The organism is Amycolatopsis sp. 195334CR (assembly GCF_017309385.1).
In the GTDB taxonomy this organism is placed as follows: Bacteria; Actinomycetota; Actinomycetes; order Mycobacteriales; family Pseudonocardiaceae; genus Amycolatopsis.
The window spans coordinates 3,229,062-3,252,123 of the sequence record NZ_JAFJMJ010000001.1 but is presented as its reverse complement, the minus strand read 5'-3'; the positions used below and the strand labels follow the sequence as shown (position 1 = coordinate 3,252,123).

20 protein-coding genes are annotated in these 23,062 nt (G+C 70.3%); 1 reads left to right on the top strand and 19 read right to left on the bottom strand.

The genetic code is table 11. The features are described 5' to 3' along the window. The 10 genes from JYK18_RS16005 to glmS all read right to left on the bottom strand — a co-directional run bounded on the left by JYK18_RS16005 (position 1) and on the right by glmS (position 12,038). Positions 1–1,089 (bottom strand): ABC transporter ATP-binding protein, encoded by a 1,089-nt coding sequence (locus JYK18_RS16005; protein WP_206802807.1) that lies wholly within the window; start codon positions 1,087–1,089, stop codon positions 1–3. Then, positions 1,090–2,508, bottom strand: a complete 1,419-nt coding sequence (xylB, locus tag JYK18_RS16000; RefSeq protein ID WP_206802806.1) for a xylulokinase — start codon at positions 2,506–2,508, stop codon at positions 1,090–1,092. 2 nt (positions 2,509–2,510) lie between these two features. After that, a complete protein-coding gene (locus tag JYK18_RS15995; RefSeq protein WP_206802805.1) occupies positions 2,511–3,509 on the bottom strand; it encodes a zinc-dependent alcohol dehydrogenase family protein in 999 nt (332 codons plus the stop codon). Between the two features lie 2 nt (positions 3,510–3,511). After that, on the bottom strand, positions 3,512–4,306 hold the full coding sequence (locus JYK18_RS15990; protein WP_206802804.1) for a DeoR/GlpR family DNA-binding transcription regulator: 795 nt from the start codon (positions 4,304–4,306) through the stop codon (positions 3,512–3,514). Beyond that, complete coding sequence (locus JYK18_RS15985) at positions 4,299–5,321, bottom strand: NAD(P)-dependent alcohol dehydrogenase (RefSeq protein ID WP_206802803.1); 1,023 nt, start codon at positions 5,319–5,321, stop codon at positions 4,299–4,301. Before JYK18_RS15985 ends, JYK18_RS15990 begins: the two co-directional genes overlap by 8 nt. Positions 5,322–5,344: 23 nt before the next feature. Then, complete coding sequence (locus JYK18_RS15980) at positions 5,345–6,190, bottom strand: carbohydrate ABC transporter permease (protein WP_206802802.1); 846 nt, start codon at positions 6,188–6,190, stop codon at positions 5,345–5,347. Then, a complete protein-coding gene (locus JYK18_RS15975) occupies positions 6,187–7,053 on the bottom strand; it encodes a sugar ABC transporter permease (protein WP_307795922.1) in 867 nt (288 codons plus the stop codon). The genes JYK18_RS15980 and JYK18_RS15975 overlap by 4 nt, the downstream gene beginning before the upstream one ends. Then, a complete protein-coding gene (locus JYK18_RS15970; RefSeq protein ID WP_307796006.1) occupies positions 7,050–8,450 on the bottom strand; it encodes an extracellular solute-binding protein in 1,401 nt (466 codons plus the stop codon). Before JYK18_RS15970 ends, JYK18_RS15975 begins: the two co-directional genes overlap by 4 nt. A 259-nt stretch (positions 8,451–8,709) precedes the next feature. After that, positions 8,710–10,158, bottom strand: a complete 1,449-nt coding sequence (locus JYK18_RS15965) for an NAD(P)H-hydrate dehydratase (RefSeq protein WP_206802800.1) — start codon at positions 10,156–10,158, stop codon at positions 8,710–8,712. Between the two features lie 17 nt (positions 10,159–10,175). Beyond that, positions 10,176–12,038 (bottom strand): glutamine--fructose-6-phosphate transaminase (isomerizing), encoded by a 1,863-nt coding sequence (gene glmS, locus JYK18_RS15960; RefSeq protein WP_206802799.1) that lies wholly within the window; start codon positions 12,036–12,038, stop codon positions 10,176–10,178. Between the two features lie 159 nt (positions 12,039–12,197). Between glmS and JYK18_RS15955 the strand changes: the two genes are divergently transcribed. Beyond that, positions 12,198–13,010, top strand: a complete 813-nt coding sequence (locus JYK18_RS15955) for a dienelactone hydrolase family protein (protein WP_206802798.1) — start codon at positions 12,198–12,200, stop codon at positions 13,008–13,010. A 76-nt stretch (positions 13,011–13,086) separates the two neighbouring features. Here the strand turns inward: JYK18_RS15955 and JYK18_RS15950 are convergent, their stop codons facing one another. The 9 genes from JYK18_RS15950 to glmM all read right to left on the bottom strand — a co-directional run bounded on the left by JYK18_RS15950 (position 13,087) and on the right by glmM (position 23,013). Further along, entirely contained in the window at positions 13,087–13,584 is a 498-nt protein-coding gene (locus tag JYK18_RS15950) for a hypothetical protein (protein ID WP_242579142.1), read from the bottom strand. A 19-nt stretch (positions 13,585–13,603) separates the two neighbouring features. Next, a complete protein-coding gene (locus tag JYK18_RS15945; protein WP_206802797.1) occupies positions 13,604–16,048 on the bottom strand; it encodes a WXG100 family type VII secretion target in 2,445 nt (814 codons plus the stop codon). Continuing rightward, positions 16,048–16,356: a hypothetical protein gene (locus JYK18_RS15940; protein WP_206802796.1), complete on the bottom strand. Its 309-nt coding sequence runs from the start codon at positions 16,354–16,356 to the stop codon at positions 16,048–16,050. Before JYK18_RS15940 ends, JYK18_RS15945 begins: the two co-directional genes overlap by 1 nt. A gap of 152 nt (positions 16,357–16,508) precedes the next feature. After that, entirely contained in the window at positions 16,509–16,787 is a 279-nt protein-coding gene (locus tag JYK18_RS15935; protein WP_307795921.1) for an acyl carrier protein, read from the bottom strand. Positions 16,788–16,791: 4 nt separating this feature from the next. Further along, positions 16,792–18,456, bottom strand: a complete 1,665-nt coding sequence (locus JYK18_RS15930) for a fatty acyl-AMP ligase (RefSeq protein WP_374195020.1) — start codon at positions 18,454–18,456, stop codon at positions 16,792–16,794. Beyond that, positions 18,444–18,881 (bottom strand): hypothetical protein, encoded by a 438-nt coding sequence (locus JYK18_RS15925; protein ID WP_206802793.1) that lies wholly within the window; start codon positions 18,879–18,881, stop codon positions 18,444–18,446. The genes JYK18_RS15930 and JYK18_RS15925 overlap by 13 nt, the downstream gene beginning before the upstream one ends. A gap of 13 nt (positions 18,882–18,894) precedes the next feature. Next, complete coding sequence (locus tag JYK18_RS15920) at positions 18,895–21,267, bottom strand: hypothetical protein (RefSeq protein WP_206802792.1); 2,373 nt, start codon at positions 21,265–21,267, stop codon at positions 18,895–18,897. Further along, on the bottom strand, positions 21,267–21,545 hold the full coding sequence (locus JYK18_RS15915) for a hypothetical protein (protein ID WP_206802791.1): 279 nt from the start codon (positions 21,543–21,545) through the stop codon (positions 21,267–21,269). Before JYK18_RS15915 ends, JYK18_RS15920 begins: the two co-directional genes overlap by 1 nt. A 133-nt stretch (positions 21,546–21,678) precedes the next feature. Next, entirely contained in the window at positions 21,679–23,013 is a 1,335-nt protein-coding gene (gene glmM / locus JYK18_RS15910; protein ID WP_206802790.1) for a phosphoglucosamine mutase, read from the bottom strand. Between the last annotated feature and the right edge of the window lie 49 nt (positions 23,014–23,062).

Below are 23,062 nucleotides of genomic sequence, written 5' to 3'. Positions count from 1 at the left end.
TCACTCCAGGCGGGCTCCGGTGGTGGCGGAGAACACGTGCAGTTCGTCCGGCCGCACGCGGAAGTGCAGCGTGTCACCCATCGACGGCGGCGTCCGCGGGTCGACCCGCGCCACCACCGTGGTGCCCGCCTCCGGGTCGTCACCGGCCAGCTTGCCGTAGCAGTACGCGTCCGAGCCGAGTTCCTCGACGAGGTCCACCTTGACCGGGATGGTGCCCGCGCCCTCCTGCGCCACTTCGAGCGACTCCGGGCGGAAACCGACGGTCACGCCGTCGTCACCGGCCTGGGCGATGATCTCGCGCGGCAGGGCCACCTTCGCCCCGCCGACGTTCGCGCCGTCCTCGGTGAGCGAGGCGGCGACGAGGTTCATCGCCGGCGAGCCGATGAACCCGGCGACGAAAGCGTTTGCGGGGCGTTCGTACAGCGCACGCGGGGTGTCGCACTGCTGCAGCACGCCGTCGGACAGCACGGCCACGCGGTCGCCCATGGTCATCGCCTCGACCTGGTCGTGCGTGACGTAGACGGTGGTGACGCCGAGGCGGCGCTGCAGCGCGGCGATCTGCGTGCGGGTGGACACGCGGAGCTTGGCGTCCAGGTTCGACAGCGGCTCGTCCATCAGGAAGACCTGCGGCTCGCGCACGATCGCGCGGCCCATCGCCACGCGCTGGCGCTGACCACCGGAGAGCGCCTTCGGCTTGCGGTCGAGGTACTGCTCGATGTCGAGCAGCTTCGCCGCGTCGCGCACGCGCTCCTTGATCTCCGAGGCGGGCTTGCCCGCGATCTTCAGCGCGAAGCCCATGTTCTGGCCGACCGTCATGTGCGGGTAGAGCGCGTAGTTCTGGAACACCATGGCGATGTCCCGCGACCGCGGCGGCAGCTGGGTGACGTCGCGGTCCCCGATCCAGACGGAGCCGTCGTCGATGTCCTCCAGCCCGGCGAGCATGCGCAGGCTGGTCGACTTGCCGCAGCCCGACGGCCCGACCAGCACCAGGAACTCACCGTCGGCGATCTCCAGGTCGAGCGCGTCCACCGCGGGACGGTCGGCTCCGGAGTAGTGCCTGGACGCCTTGTCGTAGGTAATCGTCGCCATTCAGCTTTCCCTTCCTAACGCTCGCGCGTGCACGAGTTCGCGGGCGGCGTGGTGCCGTTGCCGGATGTCCTGGCCCGCGTCGGTGTCCGGCTCACCGAGTCGCAGCACGTCCGAACCCCGCCAGCTCGGCGGCGCGGTGGTCCCGGCCAGCGCCCAGGCCGCCTGGCGGGCGGCCCCGAGCGCCACGTACTCGGCGGGCGCGGGCAACTCGACCGGGAGGCCGAAGATCACCGGCGCGGCCGCGCGCACGCTGGCCGACTGCGCGGCGCCGCCGATCAGGAGCACCCGGCGCGGTTCGACCCCGTGCCCGGCGATCGCCTCCAGACCGGCGGCCAGTCCGCACAGCATGCCTTCCACAGCCGCGCGAGCCAAGTTCTCCGGCTTCATGTTCGACCTGGTCAGGCCGAGCAAGGTGCCGTTCGCATCCGGCAGGTTGGGGGTGCGCTCGCCGTCCAGGTAGGGCAGCAGGGTCAACCCGCCCGCACCGGCTTCTGCGGCCAAAGCAAGGTTGTCGAGGCCCGCCAGGTCGACGCCGAGCAGGTCGGCGGTGGCGGTGAGCACCCTGGCCGCGTTGAGCGTGCAGGCGAGCGGGAGGAAGCGGCCGGTGGCGTCGGCGAAACCGGCGACCGTGCCGGAGGCGTCGGCGGGCGGGGTCTCGGACACCGCGAACACCGTGCCGCTGGTGCCGAGCGAGACCACGACGTCGCCGGGGCCGAGTTCGAGGGCGAGCGCGGCCGCCATGTTGTCGCCGGTCCCGGCCGACACCAGCACCCCGTCCGACGTGTGCCCACCTGCTTCTGCGGGCAAAAGCAGGTCCGGGAGGGCGGGGGTCCGGCCGAAGGCGCGCTTGAGCAGGTCAGTGCGGTATTCGCCGGTGGCGGGCGAGAAGTACCCGGTGCCGGACGCGTCCCCGCGGTCGGTGGTCACGCGGTCCGGGCGGCCCAGGATCCGCCAGTTGAGCCAGTCGTGCGGCAGCACCACGCGCGCCACCCGCGCGGCCAGTTCCGGCTCGTGCTCGGCGAGCCACCGCAGCTTGGTGATGGTGAAGCTGGCGACCGGCACCGAGCCGACCGCCTCCGTCCAGGCGCCCGGCCCGCCGAGTTCGGCGACCAGGTCCTGCGCCTGCGGCCCCGAGCGCGTGTCGTTCCACAGCAGCGCGGGCCGCACCACCTCGCCGTCCTCGTCCAGCGCGACCATGCCGTGCTGCTGACCGCCGACGCCGATCGCCGAGACCCCGTCGAGCAGGCCGTCGGCCGCCTCGGTGAACGCCGTCCACCAGTGCTTCGGGTCGACCTCGGTGCCGTCCGGGTGCGCCGCGCGGCCTTCGCGGACCACGGTCCCGGTCTCGGCGTCGCAGATCACCACCTTCGCCGATTGGGTCGACGTGTCGACTCCGGCGACCAGCGTGGGAGTGTGCATGGTCACGAGCCTGGCCGGACTTGGAGCTTCCGTCCAGTACTTGCGCGGAACATGTCCAGTGCGCGGGGGTACTCGTCGAGCGCGAGCGAGTGGCTGATCATCGTTCTGGCGTCCACCGCGCCCCGCCCCATCAGCTCGACCGCGCGCCCGTAGCTGTGCAGCACGGCCATGCTGCCGACGATGGTGATCTCGTCGTTGTACACGCGGAACGGCGAGAACGACGCGGTCGCCTCGGCCGGGGCCACGCCGAACTGCTGGTAGGTGCCGCCCCGCCGGACGCGGGTCAGCGCGTCCTCGATCGCCGCGACCACGCCGGTGCAGTCGATCACCACTTCCCAGCCCTGCGGCCGGTCGAGGTCGTCGGCGTTCGCAGCCACCGCGTCGGCACCGAGTGCTTTCGCGGTCGAAAGCCGGTCGGCGTTGAGGTCGACCACGGACAGGGAACCGGCGCCCGCCACCCGCGCCAGCTGCAGCATCAGCAGGCCCATCGTGCCCGCGCCGTAGATCAGGTAGTGCTCCCCGAGCCGCCGCGGCAGCAGGTCGAACCCGCGCACCGCGCACGACAGCGGTTCGATCAGCGCCGCCTCCCGCACGTCGACGCCCTCGGGCAGCCGGTAGCAGTTCCCCGCCGGAGCGAGCGCGTACTCCGCGGCGGCACCGTTCGTGGTGACCCCGATCGCCGCCCACCGCTCGCAGAGGTTCCCGCGGCCGATCGCGCAGTAGTGGCACTCCCCGCAGAACAGCGACGGGTCGACCGCCACCAGATCACCTTCGGCCAGTCCGGTCACACCCTCACCGAGCGCGACCACCTCACCCGCGAACTCGTGCCCCGGCACGATCGGGTAGGGCGTCGGCGCGAACTCCCCGTCGACGATGTGGAGGTCGGTCCCGCAGATGCCGCACGCCGACACCGCCACCACCACCTGCCCGGCCCCCGGCGCCGGGTCGTCCACTGTGGATACCGTCACCGTGCCGGGTTCCTCGATCACCACCGCGCGCATGCTCAGTCCTTTCCGTTGGCGTACACGACTTCCACCCCCAGGTCCCGCATGGCCGCCACCTCGTCCGCCGGCGTGCCGCCGTCGGTGATCACCAGGTCGTAGGCGGAGACGTCACCGTGGGCGTAGGTGGCCGTCTTCCCGAACTTCGAGTGGTCGGCGACGAGCACGTTCCGGTTGGCCATGCCGAGCACGCCGCGCTTCAGCTCCCCGTAGTCCTGCACCGGGTGGTACAACCGCCCGCCTGCCACCGCGGTCACCGAGACGAAGCCCAGATCGGCGCGCGTGCGGTCGAGCGCGGCGAGCGCGTCCGGCCCGATGCACGACTCGAACTCGGCGTTATACCTGCCGCCGATCACGATCAGCTCGATCCCCTCGGCGGGACCGAAGATCTTGATCGCACTCATCGAGTTGGTGATCACTACCAGCGGCGAGATCGCCGCCATCCGCCGCATCAGCGGGAACAACGTGGTCGAGTCGTCGACAAAAACCGTCTGGCCAGGGCGGACTTCGGCGATCGCCACCTCGGCCAGCGACTCCTTGAGCGCGGTGTTGAGCCCTTCGCGGAAGCGGGTCGCGGTCTCCATGGTCAGCGCCGGGTACGCCTCGACCTTGCCGCGGAGTTTGCGCAGCAGGCGGCGTTCGGCGAGGTCGTCGAGGTCGCGGTGCATGGTCATCAGGCTCACGCCGAACGCCTCGGTCAGGTCGTCGATGCGCACCTCGCCGAGTTCGATCACCCGGCGCAGCACGTCCTGGCGACGCTGCTCGACGGCGGCGTCCGACGGTCGGGTTCTAGGCATGCGCCACCTGCGGCAGCACCACGGGCTTGATCACGCTGGGATCGGTTTTCGCGATGGTGAGCGCCTTCTCGACTTCGTCCAGCCCGAACCGGTGCGTGACCAGCCGGTCGAGGTCGACGTCCCCACCGGCGGCCAGCGCGATCGCGGTCGGCCAGGTGTTGGCGTACCGGAAGGTGCCGGTGACCTCCAACTCGAAGCCCTGCACGTGGGCCAGCGGCAACGGGATCTCGTCGCCGCCCATGCCGATCAGCACCACCCGGCCTGCGCGACCGACCTTGCGGATCGCCGCCCCGATGGCCCGCGGCGCACCGGAGCACTCCAGCAGCACGTCCGGTTCGAAGGCGGACTCGGACAAGTCCTCTTTGGACACATCGATGGTGGCGGTGGCGCCCAGTTCGGCGGCCAGTGCGAGGCGTTCGGCGTTGATGTCGGTGACCACGATCTCGGTGGCACCGAAGGCCCGCGCGGTCTGCGCGGCGACCAGCCCGATCGGCCCGGCACCGGTGATCAGCACGCGCGCACCCGGTCCGACCGACGCCTTGCGGCACGACCAGACCCCGACCGACAGCGGTTCGAGCAGGCCCGCCGCCTCGTCGGAGAGCTCGTCCGGCACGGCGTAGGCGAAGTCCTCGCGCAGCACCACGTACTCGGCGAACGCGCCGTCGATCGGCGGGGTGCCGAAGAACCGCATGTCCGGGCACAGGTTGTACTGGCCGATCGTGCACTGCTCGCAGGTCGAGCACGGCACCCCGGGCTCGATCGCGACGCGCTGGCCGATCTCGTGCGCCCGCGCCTCGGCCCCCCTGGCGACCACCACTCCGCTCGGTTCGTGGCCGAGCACCAGCGGTTCGCGCACCACGAAGTCGCCGATGCGGCCGTGCTCGTAGTAGTGCACGTCCGAACCGCAGGTGCCCACTGCGGTGACCCGGATGAGCACCTCGTGCGGGCCCGGCTCGGGCACGGGACGTTCCTCCAGCACCACCTCCCCCACCCCGTGCAATACGGAAACCTTCATGGTTCCGGGGATCTTCCTCATGCTCACTCTCCCGTCACGGCACCCAGCGTCAGCCCGGTGACCAGCCAGCGCCGCACGGCGAGGCCGGCCACGATCATCGGTAGCACCACTATGGTGCCGATGGCGGTGAGCTGCCCCCAGTCGATGCCGGTCTGGGTGACCAGCTGGTCGGCCGCGATCGGCAGCGTCTGCGAGTCCGGGCCGCTGAACACCAGCGCGAAGGCGTAGTCGTTCCAGGAGAACACCAGGCACAGCACGAACGTGGTGACCAAACCTGCTTTTGTCAGCGGAAGCACGACGTGCCGGAAGGCCTGCCAGCGCGTGCAGCCCGCGACCAGCGCCGACTCCTCCACCGACGGCGGGATCTCCGCGAAGAAGGCGCTCATCAGCCAGATCGCGAACGGCAGGTTGAAGGTCAGGTAGGCCAGGACCAGGCCGGGGATGCTGTCGATCAGTCCCGCACCGCGGAAGAGCAGGAACAACGGCAGCACCACCACCGCGATCGGCGCCATGCGCGTCGAAATGATCCAGAACGCGACATGCTTCTTCCCGCGAAAGCGTGTTCCCGCGAGGCCGTAGCCGGCGAGTGCGCCCAGCACCACGGCCAGAACCGAGGAGATCCCGGCGGCGAAAACGCTGTGCAGGATGTACGGGCCCAGGTTGTTCGCGCCGCTGAACAGCTTCGCGTAGTTGTCCAGCGTGGGTTCGAAGAACACCTGCGGCTCGGGCGAGGTGACGTCGGTGTCGGACTTGAACGACGACAACGCCATCCAGACCAGCGGCACGAGCGTCCACAACAGACCGAGGAGCACGATCACCCGGACGCTCAAGCGCGCGCGTAACGGGCTGCGGTCGACCGGTGTCGTCATCGCGCGAGTCCCTTCTTGTCCAGCAACCGCACGAAGGTCCGCGCGATGATGATCGACACCACCAGCATGACCAGCCCGATCACCGCCGCGTAGCCGAGGTCGAAGAACCGGAAAGCCGTTTCGTACAAGCGGATCGGCACCACCTTGGTGGCATCGGCCGGACCCCCGTTCGTGGTCACCGAGATGATGTCGAAGTAGCGGATCGCGTCCATCGAGCGGATCAGCAGCGCGACCAGCAGCACGCTGGAGATCGACGGCAGGATGATGTGACGCAGGTTCTGCCAGCCGCTCGCGCCGTCGAGCGCGGCCGCCTCGCGCACGCTCAGCGGCACCGAGGTCAGTCCGGCCAGGGTGATCAGCGCGATCAGCGGCGTCCACTGCCAGACGTCCATCGCGACCACCGCGACGAACGCGGAGGTGCCGCTGCCGAGGATGTCCTCCTCGTAGCCGAGCAGCCTGAACACCCAGGCGTACAGCCCGAAGGTCGAGTCGGTGAGGAACCGGCCGAGCAGCCCGACGATCACCGGCGCGACGAACATCGGCAACAGGAACAGGCTGAGCACGGTGTTGCGCCCGCGCGCCAGTTTCCACAGGCAGAGCGCGAAAACGATGCCGAGTCCCATTTCCAGGCCGACGGTGAGCACGAAGAAGGCCAGCGTGCGCAGCCACTGCAGACCGAGGTCCAGGTCGGTGAAGAAGCGGATCCAGTACTCCAGGCCGACCCACTCGAACGACACCCCGCCGAGCAGCCGCACGCGGCTGAAGCTCATCGCGATGACGGTGAACAGCGGGATGAACGACAACGCGGCGAGCAGCAGCATGCCCGGGGTCATCATCCGGCCGTGGAAGCCGAGCTTCTTCACGACGACCACCCCCTGGCGGTGATCCGGTCGATCCGGGTGGCGGCCGCGCGCATGGCCTCGGCGGGGCTCGAATCACCGGCGAGCATCTTGGACAGTTCGGTGTAGATCGCCGTGTCGCACTCGTTCCACATGGGGATCTTCGGCCGCAGTCCGATGTTCTCCGGTTCCCAGGCACGCGAGACCGCGGGCGCGGTGAGAATGTTCGGCATCGGTGACGGGCGTTGTTCGGCCTGTCGGACTTCGGGCAGCCGGTAGACCGAATCGCGGGTGGGCGTGCCGCCGCCCGCGCTGCTCTTGAGGTTCGCGAGCTGGGTTTGCGGGGAGGTCGCCCAGTTCACGAACAACCACGCGGCGCGGCGCTGGTTGGGCAGGGTGTTGCCGCTGATCGCGATGCCGCAGCCGCCGTAGTGGTTGGCGGAGCGGGCCGGGCCGCGCGGCAGCGGGGCGTAGCCGAACTTGCCGGGCATGGCCTTCTCGTTGGCGGCGGCGTACTCGTGCCAGTTGACGCACATCGCGACGCGCCCGGAGCTGAGCGCGGGGGCGAGGCCGTTCCAGTCCCAGGTCTTCGACGACGGGTCGGCGACCTGGAGGAGGCGCTGGTACACCTCGGCCGCGGCGATCGCCGCCTCGGACCCGAGGCGGCAGGGGCCGGGATCGACCGTGCCGTAGAGGCCGATCTCCTTGCCGTTGTCGAAGTAGTCGCCGCCGTAGGCCCAGAGCACGTTGGAGAAGTCGCACATCAGGGAGTCGTGCTGCTTGGCCTGCTGGCCCGCCCCGAAGGTGACGTCGTCGGTGTGGTCGTTGAACCAGCGGGCGATCCGGAAGTACTCCTCCCAGGTGCGGTCGAGGCCGGGGGTCGGGTCGAAGCCGAGGTCCTGGGCCATGCGGGGGCCGTGCTTCTCGAAGAGGTCGGCGCGGTACTGCCAGATCATCGTGGGGCAGTCGTAGGGCAGGGCGAAAATCTTGTCGCGATCGCCGAACCGGCCGGCCGCGTCGAGCTGCGTCGGAATGAAGTCCCCGAACCCACCCTCGAGCGGCGGCAGGCTGCTTTCGCCCGCTAAAGCAGGTAGATCGACGAGCCCCTTGGAGTAGGGAGCGAGGACTTGGTAGGGGTCGGCGTAGATCACGTGGTACTGGGACTCGCCGCCGGCGAGGTCGAGCGCGACCTTCTGCACCATGGCGGAGAGCTCGAGCGTGATGATGTTGACGTTGATGCCGGTGAGCTCGGTGAACGGCCGCAGGTTGGCGGCGATGGCCGCGGTGGGCGCGGTGTTCTCGGAGATCAGGTTGAGCGTGGTCCCGGCGAACTGCCGCCAGCGATCGTCGGTGGCCAGGCGGACCGCGTCCTCACGACCGCCGCACGCCCCGAGCGCCGCGACCACCCCACCCCCCACCACCCCGCGCAACAGGCTTCTGCGGGCAAAAGCAGGTCGAGCACCCGGTGCCGCCATTGGCTCCTCCGAAGGACTGGGTCAGACGCATGCGGTCTCGCGCATGCCGCGACGGCCCCATTCTTACCAGAGCTTCGGCCCGTTGTTAACACAAAATGCGATAACTACGCCCAGCTGTCGCAAACCTGCTTCTGCGGGCAAAAGCAGGTTCGGACAAAACGGGCAGGCTGGTGCGCTGAGGTACAGAGAGAGGGGAAGCCGCTGGTCAGCGGGTGATGGAGGCGCGGATCGCGCGGATGGCGGCCGGGATCGCCGCCTGGATCTTCGAGGCGGGGGCCGGCACGCCATCGGCGGCCAGGTGGGCGGCCAGCCCGTGCACGTGTGCCGCCGCCCCGGCTGCCAGCCACGGATCCAAGCCGGCCGCGAGCAGCGCGCCGATGAGTCCCGAGAGCACATCCCCCGAGCCGGCCGTCGCCAGCCACGAGCCGCTCGCCACGTTCACCAGCGTCCGGCCGTCCGGCGCGGCGACCACCGTGCTGTGCCCCTTGAGCAGGACAACCGCGTCGAACCGGCGCGCCGCGGCGCGTGCCGCCGCCGGTCGGTCCGCGCCCGGCGCCGCCCCGGTCAGTCGCTCGAACTCCCCGGCGTGCGGCGTCAGCACCAGCGGCGTGCCCGGGTCGCGCGCGTCCAGCACGTCCGGGAACTTCGCGATCAACGTGATCGCGTCGGCGTCCGCGCAGACCGGAACGCCCTGGTCGAGGACGTGCCGCAGCGTCTCGCGCCCCTCGTTCCCGGTGCCCATGCCCGGCCCGGTCACCCACGCCTGCACGCGCCCGGCGTCGGTCACCGAACCGGTGCCGACCACCTCCGGCCAGTCCGCGCGCACGACGTCCGCCGCCGAACCGGCGTAACGGACCATGCCCGAGGTCGCCAGCACGGCCGACCCCGTGGCCAGCACCGCCGCGCCGGGGTAGGTGGCCGAACCGGCGGCCACCCCGGTCACGCCCTGGGTGTACTTGTCATCGTTCGGCCCCGGGATCGGCCAGGCCGCCGCGACATCGGCGACGCCGAGCTGCACCAGGTCCGGCTCACCGAGCTCACCGGCCAGCCCGATGTCGACGAGCTGCGTTTGCCCGCAGAAGTCGGGGTTGAGGACGTGGATCGGTTTGCGGGCACCGAAAGTGACCGTGCGCGTGGCGCGGACGGCGGGGCCGTTGACCTCGCCGGTGTCCGGGTCGACGCCGCTGGGCAGGTCGACCGCCAACACCGGCGCGCTCACCTGGTCCACCAGCTTCGCCGCGTCCGGACGCAGCGGGCCCCGCGCGGACAACCCCACGATCCCGTCGATCACCAGGTCCGCCCGCTCGATCGCGGGCCCACCTGCTTCTGCCCGCAGAAGCCGCCCGCGGGCGCGGCGCAGGGCGGCGAGGCCTGCCGTGTGGGCGCGTTCCGGGTTCAGCAGAATCGCGGTCACCGCGACACCGCGCTTGCGCAGGAAGGCGCCGGCCCAAAGCGCATCGCCGCCGTTGTTTCCGGCGCCGACCAGCAGGACCACCCGCGTTCCGGCCACCCGTCCGGTGTGCTCGGCGAGCATCTCCGCGGCGTGCACCGCGACACCGAAGGCGGCCTTGTGCATCAGCGCGCCTTCGGGCGTGACGGCCAGCAGCTTCTCCTCGGCCGCCCGAATCCGGTCGGTGGTCCAGATTCCCAGCACGCGGTGGCCTCCCCGCCCTACTCCACGGTGACGGACTTCGCCAGGTTACGCGGCTTGTCCACGTCGTACCCGCGGCTGCGCGCGATCTCCGCCGCCAGCACCTGCAGCGGCACGGTCGACACCAGCGGCTGCAGCAGCGTCGGCACCGCCGGGATTTCCACCAGCTCGTCGGCGAACGGGCGCACCGTCTCGTCACCCTCTTCGGCGATCACGATCGTCCGCGCGCCCCGCGCCTGGATCTCGCTGATGTTCGAGACCAGCTTGGCGTGCAGCACCGCGCGCCCCTTCGGGGACGGCATCACCACGACCACCGGCAGCCCGTCCTCGATCAGCGCGATCGGACCGTGCTTGAGCTCACCCGCCGCGAAGCCCTCGGCGTGCATGTACGCCAGTTCCTTCAGCTTGAGCGCGCCCTCCAGCGCCACCGGGAAGCCGACGTGCCTGCCCAGGAACAGCACCGCCTTCGAGTCGGCGATCTGCCTGCCCAGCGCCTTCACCTGGTCCACAGTGGACAGGACCTTCTGCACCGCGGCGGGCATCGCCTCCAGCTCGGCGAACTCGCGGGCGACCTCGTCCGGGTACTTGGTGCCGCGCGCCTGCGCCAGCGCCAGGCCGACCAGGTAGTTCGCGGCGATCTGCGCGAGGAAGGCCTTGGTCGAGGCGACGCCGATCTCCGGACCGGCGTGCGTGTAGAGCACCGCGTCGGACTCACGCGGGATCTGCGCGCCGTTGGTGTTGCAGACCGCCAGCACCCTGGCCTTCTGCTCACGCGCGTGACGGACGGCTTCGAGCGTGTCGGCCGTCTCACCGGACTGGGAGACCGCGACGACCAGGGTGTCCCGGTCCAGCACCGGGTCGCGGTAGCGGAACTCGCTGGCCAGCTCGACCTCGACCGGCAGGCGCGTCCAGTGCTCGATGGCGTACTTGGCGACCAGGCCGGAGTGGTAGGCCGAGCCGCAGGCGATCACGAAGACCTTGTCGACGTCGCGGAGGTCCTGATCGGACAGGCGCTGTTCGTCGAGGATGATGCGGCCGTTGTCGAAGTGCCCGCGCAGCGTGTTCGCCAGTGCCTCGGGCTGCTCGTCGATCTCCTTGAGCATGAAGTACTCGTGGCCGCCCTTTTCCGCGGCCGAGAGGTCCCAGTCCACGGTGAACGGCTTGGCCTGGGCGGGCTCGCCGGCGAAGTCGCTGACCTCGTAACCCTCGCGGGTGATCACCACGACCTGGTCCTGGCCCAGCTCCACGGCCTCGCGGGTGTGCTCGATGAACGCGGCGACGTCGGAAGCGACGAAGGTCTCACCTTCGCCGACACCGACGACCAGCGGCGAGGACCGGCGCGCGGCGACGATCGTGTCCGGCTGGTCGGCGTGGGTGACCACCAGGGTGAAGGCACCTTCGAGGCGGCGGCAGACCGAGCGGACGCTGGCCGCGAAGTCACCCGCGGTGTCGCCGTCGGCGTAGGCGCGGGAGATCAGGTGCGCCGCGGACTCGGTGTCGGTGTCGCTGCTCAGCTCGACGCCCTCGGTCTCGAGCTCGGCGCGCAGGGTGGCGAAGTTCTCGATGATGCCGTTGTGCACGACCGCGACGCGGCCGCTGACGTCGCGGTGGGGGTGGGAGTTGCGGTCGACCGGCGGGCCGTGCGTCGCCCAGCGGGTGTGGCCCATGCCGGCGGTGCCCGCGAACTCCTTGCGCCCGGTCAGGTCGAGCTGGGCCTCCAGGTTCGCCAGGCGGCCGGCCTTGCGCTCGACGTTCAGCGCGCCCTCGCCGTCGAGCACGGCGACGCCCGCCGAGTCGTATCCCCGGTACTCCATCCTCCGGAGCCCGCCGAGCACTACGTCCAGCGCCTGCCGATGACCGACATATCCCACGATTCCGCACACGCCCACCAGGGTAACGAGGCACCATCGGCCCCCTCGCCCGGCACATCCCCAACCCCCGTCGACCTGCTTCTGCGGGCAAAAGCAGGTCACCTGCTTTTGCCCGCAGAAGCAGGTTGGTGTCGCCGGGCTGGGGAGGGGCGCTGGCAGTAGGCTCCCGGCATGGCGCCCAAGCCCAAGCACCTGCTCGAAGAGCTGTCCCACCCAGGCCCGCACGAAGTGCTCCGGGGCAATCTGGGCCTGGTCGGCGTGCCCGGCGTGGTCTTCACCCCGCGAGCCGGGCTCGGTCTGCCCGCGATCGCCTTCGGGCACGGCTGGCTCCAGCCGCCCACCCGCTACCGCGAACTGCTCCGCCACCTCGCGAGCTGGGGCATCGTCGCCGCGGCGCCCGCCACCCAGCGCGGGCCGCTGCCCTCGCACCGGCTGTTCGCCACCGACCTCCGCACCACGCTCGAGCTGGTCACGAAGGTCCGCCTCGGCCCCGACGGCATCAGCGTCGACCCGGCCAAGCTCGGCCTCGCCGGGCACTCCACCGGCGGTGGCGCCGCCGTGCTTTCGGCCGCAGAAGCCGACGTCAAGGCGGTCGCCACGGTGAACGCGGCCCAGACGATTCCGCCGGCTTCCGAGGCGGCGCGCCGCCTCACCGTGCCGTCGCTGCACCTCGCCGCCGACGGCGACCTGGTCGCCCCGCCGGTCGGGCACGCCGAAGCCATCGCCAAGGCCTGGCAGGGCCCGGCCCAGCTGCGCTACCTCGGCAAGTCGTCACACCTCGGCATCACCGAGGGCAGGCACTGGAGCGGCCTGCTGCTGCACGGCAAGCCCCACCGCGGCACGCAGCGCCTGGTCCGCGCCCTGCTCGCGGCCTTCTTCCTGACCCACCTCACCGGCACCGACAAGTACCGGCCGCTGCTCGAGGCGGATGTGAAGAACGCCACGATCGCGGTGGACGACTCGCTCGAACTCACCGACGCCTGAGCTGACCCGCCAACGCGGAAGACGCCCGGCCCCCACGGGGTCGAGCGTCTTCTGCGGGCAAAAGCAGGTTTCCGGGCTACTTCATCCAGCTGTTGTTCGAGAAGTCGTCGTCGTCGAAGGACTCTTCCCGGCGGGCGTGCCTGCCCGCCCGGCGCGGGGCCGGAGCCGGTTCGGCCACCGCGACCGGTTCCGGCGCGGGCGCCGCGGGCGGCGGCGCCTGCCACCCTCCGGCCTGCTGCGGTTCCGCCCTGGTCATCGGCGGCGCCGTGTTGACGGGATGCCCGGTGAACCCAGGCCCCTCCTCGTCGTCCTCGACGCCGAACCCCATGACGTTGCTCTTGTCGGCGAGCGTCTTCTCCGTCGCCCAGCCGCCGGCTTCCTTTTCCCGCCGCCCCAGCTCACGCCGGTGGTCGACGTACCGCTCGGCCGCCTGGATCTGCTTGGACATGTAGTCCTGGGCCTTCGCCTTGGCTTCCTCCGCCTGGCGGTCACGCAGCGCGCGGCGATCGGCCTGCTCCCGGACGAGGCCCTCGAGCCGCTCCCGCATCCGCGCCACTTCGTCAGTGATGCTCATCAGCACTCCTCACGCGCGCTCACCGGTCGTACCGGATGGAGCGGTCGCCTTCCTCGTCCAGGGAACCACTGATCCGGCCACCGGCACCACTGGTCTCGAAAATGTTGCCCGCGACCTTGTACTGGCTGGAATTGCGCTCCTGGTCGCCGCTCTGGCCACCACCGGCGCCACCGCCCATGGCCCCCATGCCGCCCATCATGCCCATGCCGCCACCCATGGCACCGGCGCCCGCCCCGGCACCCGCGGCAGCCGGCGCCGCGCCGACCCCGGCGCCACCCGGCGCCGAACCGAGACCGGCCGCGGCCGGTTCCGGCGAAGCCGCGCCGACCTGCGCACCAGCGGACAGCGAACCCGTGTTGCCGAGGTCGCCGCTGGCACTGCCGGACACCCCGCCCGCGCTGCCGCCACTGCCACCGGCACCACCCGCGGAACCACCGCTGTCGCCGCCGGCACCGCCGCCGCCCGAGCCACCGGCACCACCGTCGGCGGCCGGCTTGGTCTCGACCTCGCCGTCCTCGGGCAGGTCGAGGCCACCGGGCGAGCTGAAGCCCGAGCCCTCACCGGGAGCACCTTCGCCGGAGGCACCGCCGCCGCCCGCGCCCACGGCGTCGGGCTTGCCCGCACCGCCCGTCGGGTCGGAGTCGTCGAGGCCGTTCAGCGCGTCCTTCTCACCCTTGTTGTCCGCACCGAGCGTGTAGGTGACCGGCTCGCCCTTGCCGTCGTCGACCGTGACCACGGTCGGGCCCTTCGGCCCCTGCGGCTGCTCCGCGGTGATCTTGACGCCGTTTTCCTCGATGACGATCTTGCCGTCGGGACCGGGCTTGTAGACCTTCTCCTCGCCCTCGGCACCCGCCGCGCCCTCGGCGCCTTCGACGGGCTTGCCGTCCGGGCCGAGTTCGCCGTTGCCGAAGTCGAGCTTGTACTCCTTCGGCGGCGGGGTGCCGTCGTCGAGCGAGATGTCCATCTTGCCGTCCTTGCCCGGCTCGGACATCGTGATCTCGTTGTCGCCCTGCTTGACGGTCATCGTGTCGTCGTCGTCACCGGCGTCCTTGATGGCCTCGCCGGTCTCCGGGTCGATCGGGTACGGCTTGCCCGTCTCCGGGTCGACCTCGAGCGGCTTGCCGGTGATCGGGTTGGTGCCCTTGTCGTCCTCGGCCGACGGCGGCTCGGTCGCGCCGGGCGTGCCACCGCCACCGGTGCCGCCACCGCCGGAACCGGTGCCCCCGCCACCAGAACCGGAGCCGCCACCGCCGGTGCCACCGCCACCACCGCCGGTGTCGCCACCGCCGCCCTTTTCCTTCTCCTTCGGCGGCGGCGGGTTCTCCGCCGCGGCGTTGGCGAAGCCGTTCTCCGCCTTGCCCATCACGTCGGTCAGCTGGGTGTAGGCCTCGTCCACGAATTCCTTCGTGTCCTTGCACAGCGTGTCGAAGCTGGTCCAGAGACCGTCCCACATCTCGACGTTGAACTGGTTCTGGATCCACTGCTTGGCGAGGCGGATGCCCTCTTTTTTGATGTCGTCGTCATCGCAGCAGCCGTCGTCGTTCAACTTCTCACGCATGTTCGTGCCGAAGTTGACGTCCATCCAGCCGGCGACCTTCTCCATCTCGTCCTTGCCGGCCGCGGAGTCGTTCGCAATGTTGATCACGGTGGTGGCCATGTCGACGTCGGCCTTGCCCACCATCGTGGTGTGCATCTCGATGACCGCGTCGACCTTGCCCTTGACCAGCTGGTAGACCGCGTCCACCGCGGTCGAGGTGGCGGACGAGGCGCCCTCGAGGAAGCCGACCAGCTCGTCCCCGGGGGTGTTGATCTTCTCGTTGTAGTGCTCGTTCGCCTTGTCGGCGGCGGGCCCGGTCCAGCTGTCGGACAGGCCGTCGAGCTGGCCGCGCGTGTCCTTGAGCGCCTGGCGGACCTGGCCGGCGGCGATGGAGAAGTCCGAGGAGTCGGTCAGGAACTCCGCGAAGTTGATGCCCTTCTGCTCCTCGTACCGCTTCTTGATGTCGGTGTTGTAGTCGAGCGCGCGCGTGCGGCCGCGGCAGTCCGCCGGGAGCTTGCCGAGCAGCGGGCCGAAGTCCTTGAACACCTGCAGGCTGGGTTCACCGTGCTTGAGCAGTTCGTCGGACATCTTCGTGCCACCGCCGCCGGGGGCGGGCGGTCGCGAACTGTCCAGCGCTGTTCTGCCGGCGTCGACGTCCTTTTGGTGCTCGCGCTCGTTGTAGGTGTTCTCCGAGCCTTCTTTTTTGGCGTCGTCGTACAGCTCGTCGGTGAACTTCTCGCTCCCGAGCCCGATCGGGTAGCCGTTGTACGCCTCTTGGTACTTGGAGATCTCGGCGCGCTTGGCGTCGTCGGCGTCCCACGCTTCGGCGCTGCTGCTCGACCAGGACTGCAGCAGGGCCTGCTTCTTGTCCGGCGAGACGGCCGGATCGTCGAGTACGGCCTTGACTTCTTCCCACGTCTTGGCCATCAGTTGCTCCCGGCGTTGTTCATGGCGGACGACTGGGACTGGTCGTTGGCGGTGTAGGACGCGCCACCGGCGGCGATGTTCGCGGCGAAGCCGGTCAGCGCCGTGGTGTACCCCTTCACCGCGGCGGACAGCGTGGCGACGGAAGTCGTGTAGGTCTCCGCGTGCGTGGCGTGCGCCTCGCCGAACTCCTTCGCGGTGATCTTGGACTTCTCCAGTTCCTTGGTGCCGTCGGTCACGTCCTCCGCGAACTCGGTCATCTTCTTCGAGGCGGACGCCATCGCGTCGGCATCGACCTTGTGCCCACCCACCGGTCAGCTCCCCCTTGGTCCGAGGTCTCCTAGTTCAAGTCAGGAACTCTGACGCACCCGAACGGCGAATGGTGCCGTCGCAGATGCACACAGAATGTACTCATGCGGCTGACCGGACGCACAGGATTCGCCTGTTTGCATACCCGAACGCGTCACTGGCCGGAACCGGCCGCGCCGGACTTGGCACGGAGCGCGTCCGCGAGCACCTCGGCGGTGCCGGCGATGTCGGTCAGGCGGTCGCGTTCGTCGAGGTCGATGGTCACTTCGAAGAAGACCTCGATGGTGGCGAGCAGCTGAACGCGCTGCTTCGAGTCGAGGCCGAGCTCGTCGAACGACGTGGTCACGTCGAGCGCGTCCGGGGACAGGTGGAACGAATCGCAGACCAGCTGCTTGACCTGGGCGTGGTACTGGCTGGCGTCTTCGGTGTTCACCAGCTCATCGTGCCTCATACCGCGCTTTCGCGGCCGAACGCGCCACCTTCCCACTGGACGTCCGCGGCACCCCACCGTCTTCTGCGGGCAAAAGCAGGAAGTCGCGGAGGGCGATCTCGTGCTGGGCGGACACCGCGGCGCGCACGGCCTTGCCGACCTCGGCGAAGTCCACCGCCTGGTCGCGGACCGGCTCGGCCAGCACGACCACGCCCTCGCCCCGGTCGTCGGCGATCCCGAAGGCGGCCACGCGATCGCGCCGGATCCCCGGGTGCGCGTCGGCGGCGGTCTCCTCGATGTCCTGCGGGTAGAGGTTCCGGCCGTCGACGATGATCAGGTCCTTGATCCGGCCGGTGATGTAGAGCTGCCCGTCGTGGACGACGCCCAGGTCGCCGGTGCGCAGCCAGCCGTCGATGAAGGTCTCCGCGGTGCGTTCCGGTTGCCGCCAGTAACCGCTGGCGAGGTGCGGGCCGCGCACCTGGATCTCGCCGACCTGGCCGTCCGGACAGGTCTCACCGTTGTCCACGATCCGCACCTCCTGGCCGAACGGACGCCCGACCGAGACCAGCTCGGTGCCGGTCTCCGCGGCGACCGCCGATCCGGTCGCGAGCGCGTCCCGGTCGAAGGTGGTGATGGTGGGACCTTCGTCACCCGCGCTGGAGACGTAGACCGTCGCCTCGGCGAGCCCGTAGGACGGCCGGTGCGCCTCGGGGCGGAAGCCCTGCGGCGCGAACGCCTCGGCGAACGCCCGCACCGTCGCCGGCCGCACCGGCTCGCTCCCGTTGAGCACCACCCGCACATCCCCCAGGTCCAGGCTTCTGCGGGCTAAAGCAGGTACCGACGTGACGGCGTAGTCGAAGGCGAAGTTGGGGGCGGCGGTGAAGACCGCCGGGTAGTCGGACAGCTGGCGCAACCAGCGGACCGGGCGGCGGATGAACTCCAGAGGCTGCATGAACACCGACCGGGCGCCGGCGAACACCGGGACGCACATCAGCTGGATGAGCCCCATGTCGTGGAAGAACGGGATCCAGCCGACGCAGGTGGTGTGCTGGTCGACCTGGTAGGCGCCGGCCACCTGCCAGACGCTGGCGGTCAACGCTCGGTGCGTGATCACCGCCCCGGCCGGCTCCCGCGTCGACCCCGACGTGTACTGCAGATACGCCACCCGCTCACCGTCTTCTGCGGGCAAAAGCAGGTCATCGGCTTCTGCGGGCAAAAGCAGGTCTTCGACGCAGAGGAGCTGGTGGGGAGGGGTGACGGGGGCGGAGGTGGTGAAGTCGGTGAGCTTGTCTACCGCTGAGCTGGAGGTCAGCCAGACCCGCGCTTCGCAGTCGTTCAGGGCGCTGACCAGGCGCCGCCGGTGCGAGCGGACCTCCGGCGCGAACAGCGGCACGGCGACCACTCCGGCGTACAGCGCGCCCAGGAAACCGACCACGTAGGTCAGATCCTGCGGCATGACCAGTGCGACCCGATCACCCGGCGCCGCGACCCGCCGCAGCCGCGTCGCGACCGCCCGCACCTGCCGCACCAGCTCCGCCCAGGTCAGGTCGCGCGGCTCCGCGTCACGCCCGCCCGTGCAGTCGAGGTAGGTGAACGCGATCTCGGTCGACTCCGCCCGGTCCAGCAGGTATTCGATCAGCGGCCGCTCCGGCGCACCGCTCAACCCGCCCACCACTTGTGCTCGGCGAAGTCCTCCTCCTCATCCGCGGCGGCCGCGCGTCGCCGGGGCGCGGGGGCGGCGGGAGGCGCCGGAGCAGGCGGCGGTGGAGGGGGCGCTGAGGGCGGAGGCGTCCACGTCTGCGCGGGCGCCTTCGGCTGCTCGTCGAACTGCAGGAACTCGTAGTTCTCGTCCTTCTCGCTGCCATCGGCGAGGGTCGACGAGGTGGCCCAGCCGCCGGCCTTGTCCTCCCGCCGCTTCAGCTCGACCTGCTGCCGCACGGTCTCGTTGAGCTCGTGCATCCGCTCGCCGAGCGCCGCCGCGGACTTGCCCTGCGTGGTCACCAGCCGCTGCTCGCGGAGCGCGCGCTGCTCCTGCCGCTCCCGCGACAAGGCCGACAAGGCCGTTCTGGCGGCGCGCAGCCGATCTTCGACGCTCACCGGGTCCTCCTGCTCACCGGCCGAATCCGATCAGGCCGTCATCATCGTCGTCCAGCGAGCCGCTGATGCGGTTCGCAGGCGCCGGCGTATCGAAAAGGTTGCCGGAATGCCGGTACTGGTTGGGCTGGCGCTCGGTGTCGCCGGCGTTGCCGCCACCGGCTCCGCCGCCCATGCCACCCATCATGCCCATGCCCGCCGCGGTCGCGCTGTCCTGGGAGGACGCGGCCGGTTGGGGCGAGGTGCCGCCCGGTGCCGAGCCGAGGCCGGTCCCGCTGGGAGCGGCGCCGGGGACGGACGCGGTGTCGCCGAGCGCCGGTTCACCGAGGCCGACCGCGGCGGCTCCGCTGGACAGGAAGTCACCGGCACCGACCGACTGGGGCGCCGTCGACTGCCCCATCCCTTCCGCCTGCTGACCTGCTTCTGCGGGCAAAAGCAGGTCGTCGGGGGCGGCTGCGGTTGGCGCAGCGAGGGCCGGGGCAGCGGAGTCTGCGGCCGGAACGGCGGGGTCCGCGCCAGGAACGGCCGGAGCTCCGGAAGGAACGGCAGGCGCCTCGGCTGAAGCACCTACGTCTCCGGCTGAAGCAGCCAGGTCTCCGGCTGAAGCAGCCAGGTCTCCGGCTGAAGCAGCCAGGTCTCCGGATGAGGCAGTTGGGCCTCCGGGTGAGGCGGTTGGGCCCCCGGGTGAGGCGGGAACCCCGGCAAGGGCGCCGGGTGCTGAGGCCGGTTGAGACTCAGCGTCTGAGGGTTGTTCTCCCAGGACGTACCTGGTCGGCTCACCCGAACCATCGTCGACCTCGACGACGGTTTGGCCATCCGGGCCGTCCGGGCGTTCGGCGGTGATCTTCAGCGGCCCGTCCTCGACGAGGATCTTCCCGTCCTCGCCCGGCCGGAAGATCTCGTCTCCTTCGGTCCCCTCACCCTCGAAGGCCAGCTGGTAGTCCTTCGGCTCGCCCGAGGGGCCCTCGACCGTGATCGCCATGTTCCCGTCGGCGTCCGGTTCGGAGAGGGACAGCTTGTTCTCGCCCTTTTCCACGGTCAGCGTCGCGCCGCCGGGCTCCTTCACCGCCTCGCCGGTGAGCGGATCGATCGGGTAGGCCTCGCCGGTTTCCGGGTCGAGCTCGAGTTCCCCGCCGGTGACCGGGTTCGTCTCCGCAGCCGCCGTGTCCGGCGCCACCGTCTCTGGTGCCGCGGCGGTCTCCGGTGCGGCCGGCATCGGCGGCGCAGCGGGCGGCGAGGGCGGGCTGGGCATCGACGGAGTCCCACCGGTCCCACCGGCGGGCATGGCGGGCGGTCCGCCTCCGGTCATCGCCGGAGCGGTCCCGCCCGGCGGCGGGCCGGACGGCGACGGTGCCGCGGCGGGAGCCGCCGCGTCGGTGAATTCGTTGGCGTAGTCGCTCATGAATTCCGCGAGCGCGTACCACTGGCCGTCCACCGTTTTGTTCGTTTGATCGCAGAGATCGCCAAAAGCCTGGAGCAGCGGCTCGAATTCCGCTTTGAACGAAGTCAGCCAAGTTTCACAGAACTGCGGGATGATCTCCTCGGCGTACGGGAAGGTCATGCCAAATTCGTTCAGACCGGCTTCCAGGTTGCTGTTCCACTGACGGTCGAAGAACCGCACCGCATCCAGCCGGTCCGCCTCATTGCTGTCCGAGCCACCAGGCGCCACCCTGGCGATCTTCGCGGCGGTTTCGACATCGGCACCGGCAATGGTCGCCCTGCTCAGCAGCAGAACTTCATCCACCTGCTGCTTCAGCGTTTCGTAAATCGCCGTGACGGTTTCCGGGATGAGGGTGGCCGCGCCTTCCAGCTGGTCCAGCAATTTCTGCGAATCCGGGACGATGCCTTCCTCGTACTTCGTCCGTGCGGCCGCCGCGCCGGCACCCTCCCAGTCGCCGAACAAGGTGTTCAGCTCGGCACGGGCCCCCTCCATGGTCTGCTCGACCACTTCCCGCGCCTTGCCGTACTCCTCCGCCTCATCGGTGAACTTGCGGAAGTCGATGCCGCGGTTCTGGTGGAAGCGGTCCCAGATCGCCGGCATGTATTCGAGCCTGCTGACCCCGGGAACGTTGTTCCAGACCTGGTCGATCCAAGTGGAGAAAAAATCGAGGGCGGGCTTGGCCAGATCGAGCACGTCGTCCGATTTCGCGACTCCAGCACCATTGGCGCCAGGCGGTTGCTGCGCGGACAGATCCCCGTGGGCTTTCGCGGTGCCTTGCTCGACCTTTCGCCCGTGTTCCATTTCCTGGGCGGCCTGTGCTCGGACCTCTTCGTGAGAAGCCCCACCGGCTATCCGGCTCAACGGATCGAGCGCGGATTGCACCAGCCTTTTCTTGGTCTCTTCGGAAACGTGCGGGCTTTCCAGCAGTTCGGCGTCTTCCCCGGCCATCAGTACACAGCCTGCTGGTTGACCTGCGCGGCATTCGCCTGATCCGCGCTCGCGTAACTCTGCCCAGCGCTGCCGATGCCACCGGCGAGCGCGGTCAGTTCGGCGGTCAGCCCTTTCAACGCGGCGCCCACCTGTTCCGCGCCCGCGCTGTAGCTGTCGAAATGGTGCGCGTGAATGCGGCCGAACTCCTCCGGTTTGACCTTCGGCGGGGTGAGGCGATCAGCTTGCGCGGCCGGTTTGCCCACCTGCTCCTTGAGCCGCGTCTGCGCTACCGCCATTGCCTCCGAATCAGCCCGGTACCCACCTTCTGGCACAACTCCCCCTCAATCGTGTGATCACCGCGTCATGCACACGGAATGTACCGGGCCGGTGACCGTGATGCAGCAAGTTGACCGTTTTGCGGGGTGAAGCTCAGGAGGCGGTGGACACCACTCCGGCGAGGCGGTCGGCGGCCGCCTGCGCGGTTTCCTGCGCGGCTGCCTCGACCATCACGCGCACCAGTTGCTCGGTGCCCGACGGCCGGAGCAGAACGCGACCTTCGTCACCCAACTCGGCTTCGACCGCGTCGACGGCCTTGCGCACCGCGTCCGAATCGGCGACCGCGGCCTTGTCCGCGACCCGCACGTTCACCAGCACCTGCGGCAGCCGCCGCATGACGCCGGCGAGGTCGGCCAGCGACTTGCCGGTCGAAGCCATGCGGCTCATCACGCGCAGGGCCGTCAGCAGACCGTCACCGGTGGTCGCGTGCGCGGGCAGCACCACGTGACCGGACTGCTCGCCGCCGAGCGCGAACCCGCCCGCACGCAGCTCCTCGAGCACGTACCGGTCACCGACGCCGGTGGTGCGGATGTGGACGCCGTGCTCGCGCATGGCCAGGTGCAGGCCCAGGTTGCTCATCACGGTAGCGACCAGGGTCTCGTCGGTCAGCTCGCCGGACTCCGCCATGGCCAGTGCCAGCACGGCCATGATCTGGTCGCCGTCGACCAGTTCACCGGCGGCGTCCACGGCGAGGCAGCGGTCGGCGTCACCGTCGTGGGCGATGCCCAGGTCGGCGTTGTGCTCGCGCACCGCGGCGCTGACGCGGTCCATGTGGGTGGAGCCGCAGTCGTCGTTGATGTTGATGCCGTCGGGGTCGGCGTAGATCGCGATGACCTCGGCGCCCGCCTTGCGGTAGACCTCGGGCGCGGCGGCCGAGGCGGCGCCGTTGGCGCAGTCGACGACCACGCGCACCCCGGCGAGCGAGTGCGGGGTGGAGGCGAGGAGGTGCTGGACGTAGCGGCTGAGCGCGTCCTCGACGTCGGTGACGCGGCCGACCTCGGCGCCGGTGGGCCGGACGCCGCCGTGGCCGAGACCGGCCTCGATCTCGTCCTCGATGCCGTCGGGGAGCTTGTGCCCGCCCGCGGCGAAGAGCTTGATGCCGTTGTCGGGCATGGGGTTGTGCGAGGCGGAGATCATCACGCCGAGGTCCGCGCTGAGCGCGCCGACCAGGTAGGCGACCGCGGGCGTGGGCAGCACGCCGAGGCGGCGCACGTCGGCGCCGGCGGACGCGAGCCCGGCCACGACGGCGGCTTCGAGCATCTCGCCGCTGGCGCGGGGGTCGCGGCCGACCACGGCGACCGGGCGGTGCGAGTGATCGTGCGCGGCGAGCACCCTGGCGGCGCTGGCGGCGATCGACATCGCGAGTTCGGGCGTGAGCTCCGCGTTGGCGAGGCCACGCACCCCGTCCGTGCCGAAAAGGCGAGCCATCGATCCTCCTTGAACGAACAACCCCGACACCCTACTGGACCTGGGGATA

Coding starts and splice junctions, on each gene's coding strand:
- JYK18_RS16005 (WP_206802807.1), bottom strand. CDS start 1,089: ATGGCGACGATTACCTACGACAAGGCGTCCAGGCACTACTCCGGAGCC.
- xylB (WP_206802806.1), bottom strand. CDS start 2,508: ATGCACACTCCCACGCTGGTCGCCGGAGTCGACACGTCGACCCAATCG.
- JYK18_RS15995 (WP_206802805.1), bottom strand. CDS start 3,509: ATGCGCGCGGTGGTGATCGAGGAACCCGGCACGGTGACGGTATCCACA.
- JYK18_RS15990 (WP_206802804.1), bottom strand. CDS start 4,306: ATGCCTAGAACCCGACCGTCGGACGCCGCCGTCGAGCAGCGTCGCCAG.
- JYK18_RS15985 (WP_206802803.1), bottom strand. CDS start 5,321: ATGAAGGTTTCCGTATTGCACGGGGTGGGGGAGGTGGTGCTGGAGGAA.
- JYK18_RS15980 (WP_206802802.1), bottom strand. CDS start 6,190: ATGACGACACCGGTCGACCGCAGCCCGTTACGCGCGCGCTTGAGCGTC.
- JYK18_RS15955 (WP_206802798.1), top strand. CDS start 12,198: ATGGCGCCCAAGCCCAAGCACCTGCTCGAAGAGCTGTCCCACCCAGGC.
- JYK18_RS15950 (WP_242579142.1), bottom strand. CDS start 13,584: ATGAGCATCACTGACGAAGTGGCGCGGATGCGGGAGCGGCTCGAGGGC.
- JYK18_RS15945 (WP_206802797.1), bottom strand. CDS start 16,048: ATGGCCAAGACGTGGGAAGAAGTCAAGGCCGTACTCGACGATCCGGCC.
- JYK18_RS15920 (WP_206802792.1), bottom strand. CDS start 21,267: ATGGCCGGGGAAGACGCCGAACTGCTGGAAAGCCCGCACGTTTCCGAA.
- JYK18_RS15915 (WP_206802791.1), bottom strand. CDS start 21,545: ATGGCGGTAGCGCAGACGCGGCTCAAGGAGCAGGTGGGCAAACCGGCC.
- glmM (WP_206802790.1), bottom strand. CDS start 23,013: ATGGCTCGCCTTTTCGGCACGGACGGGGTGCGTGGCCTCGCCAACGCG.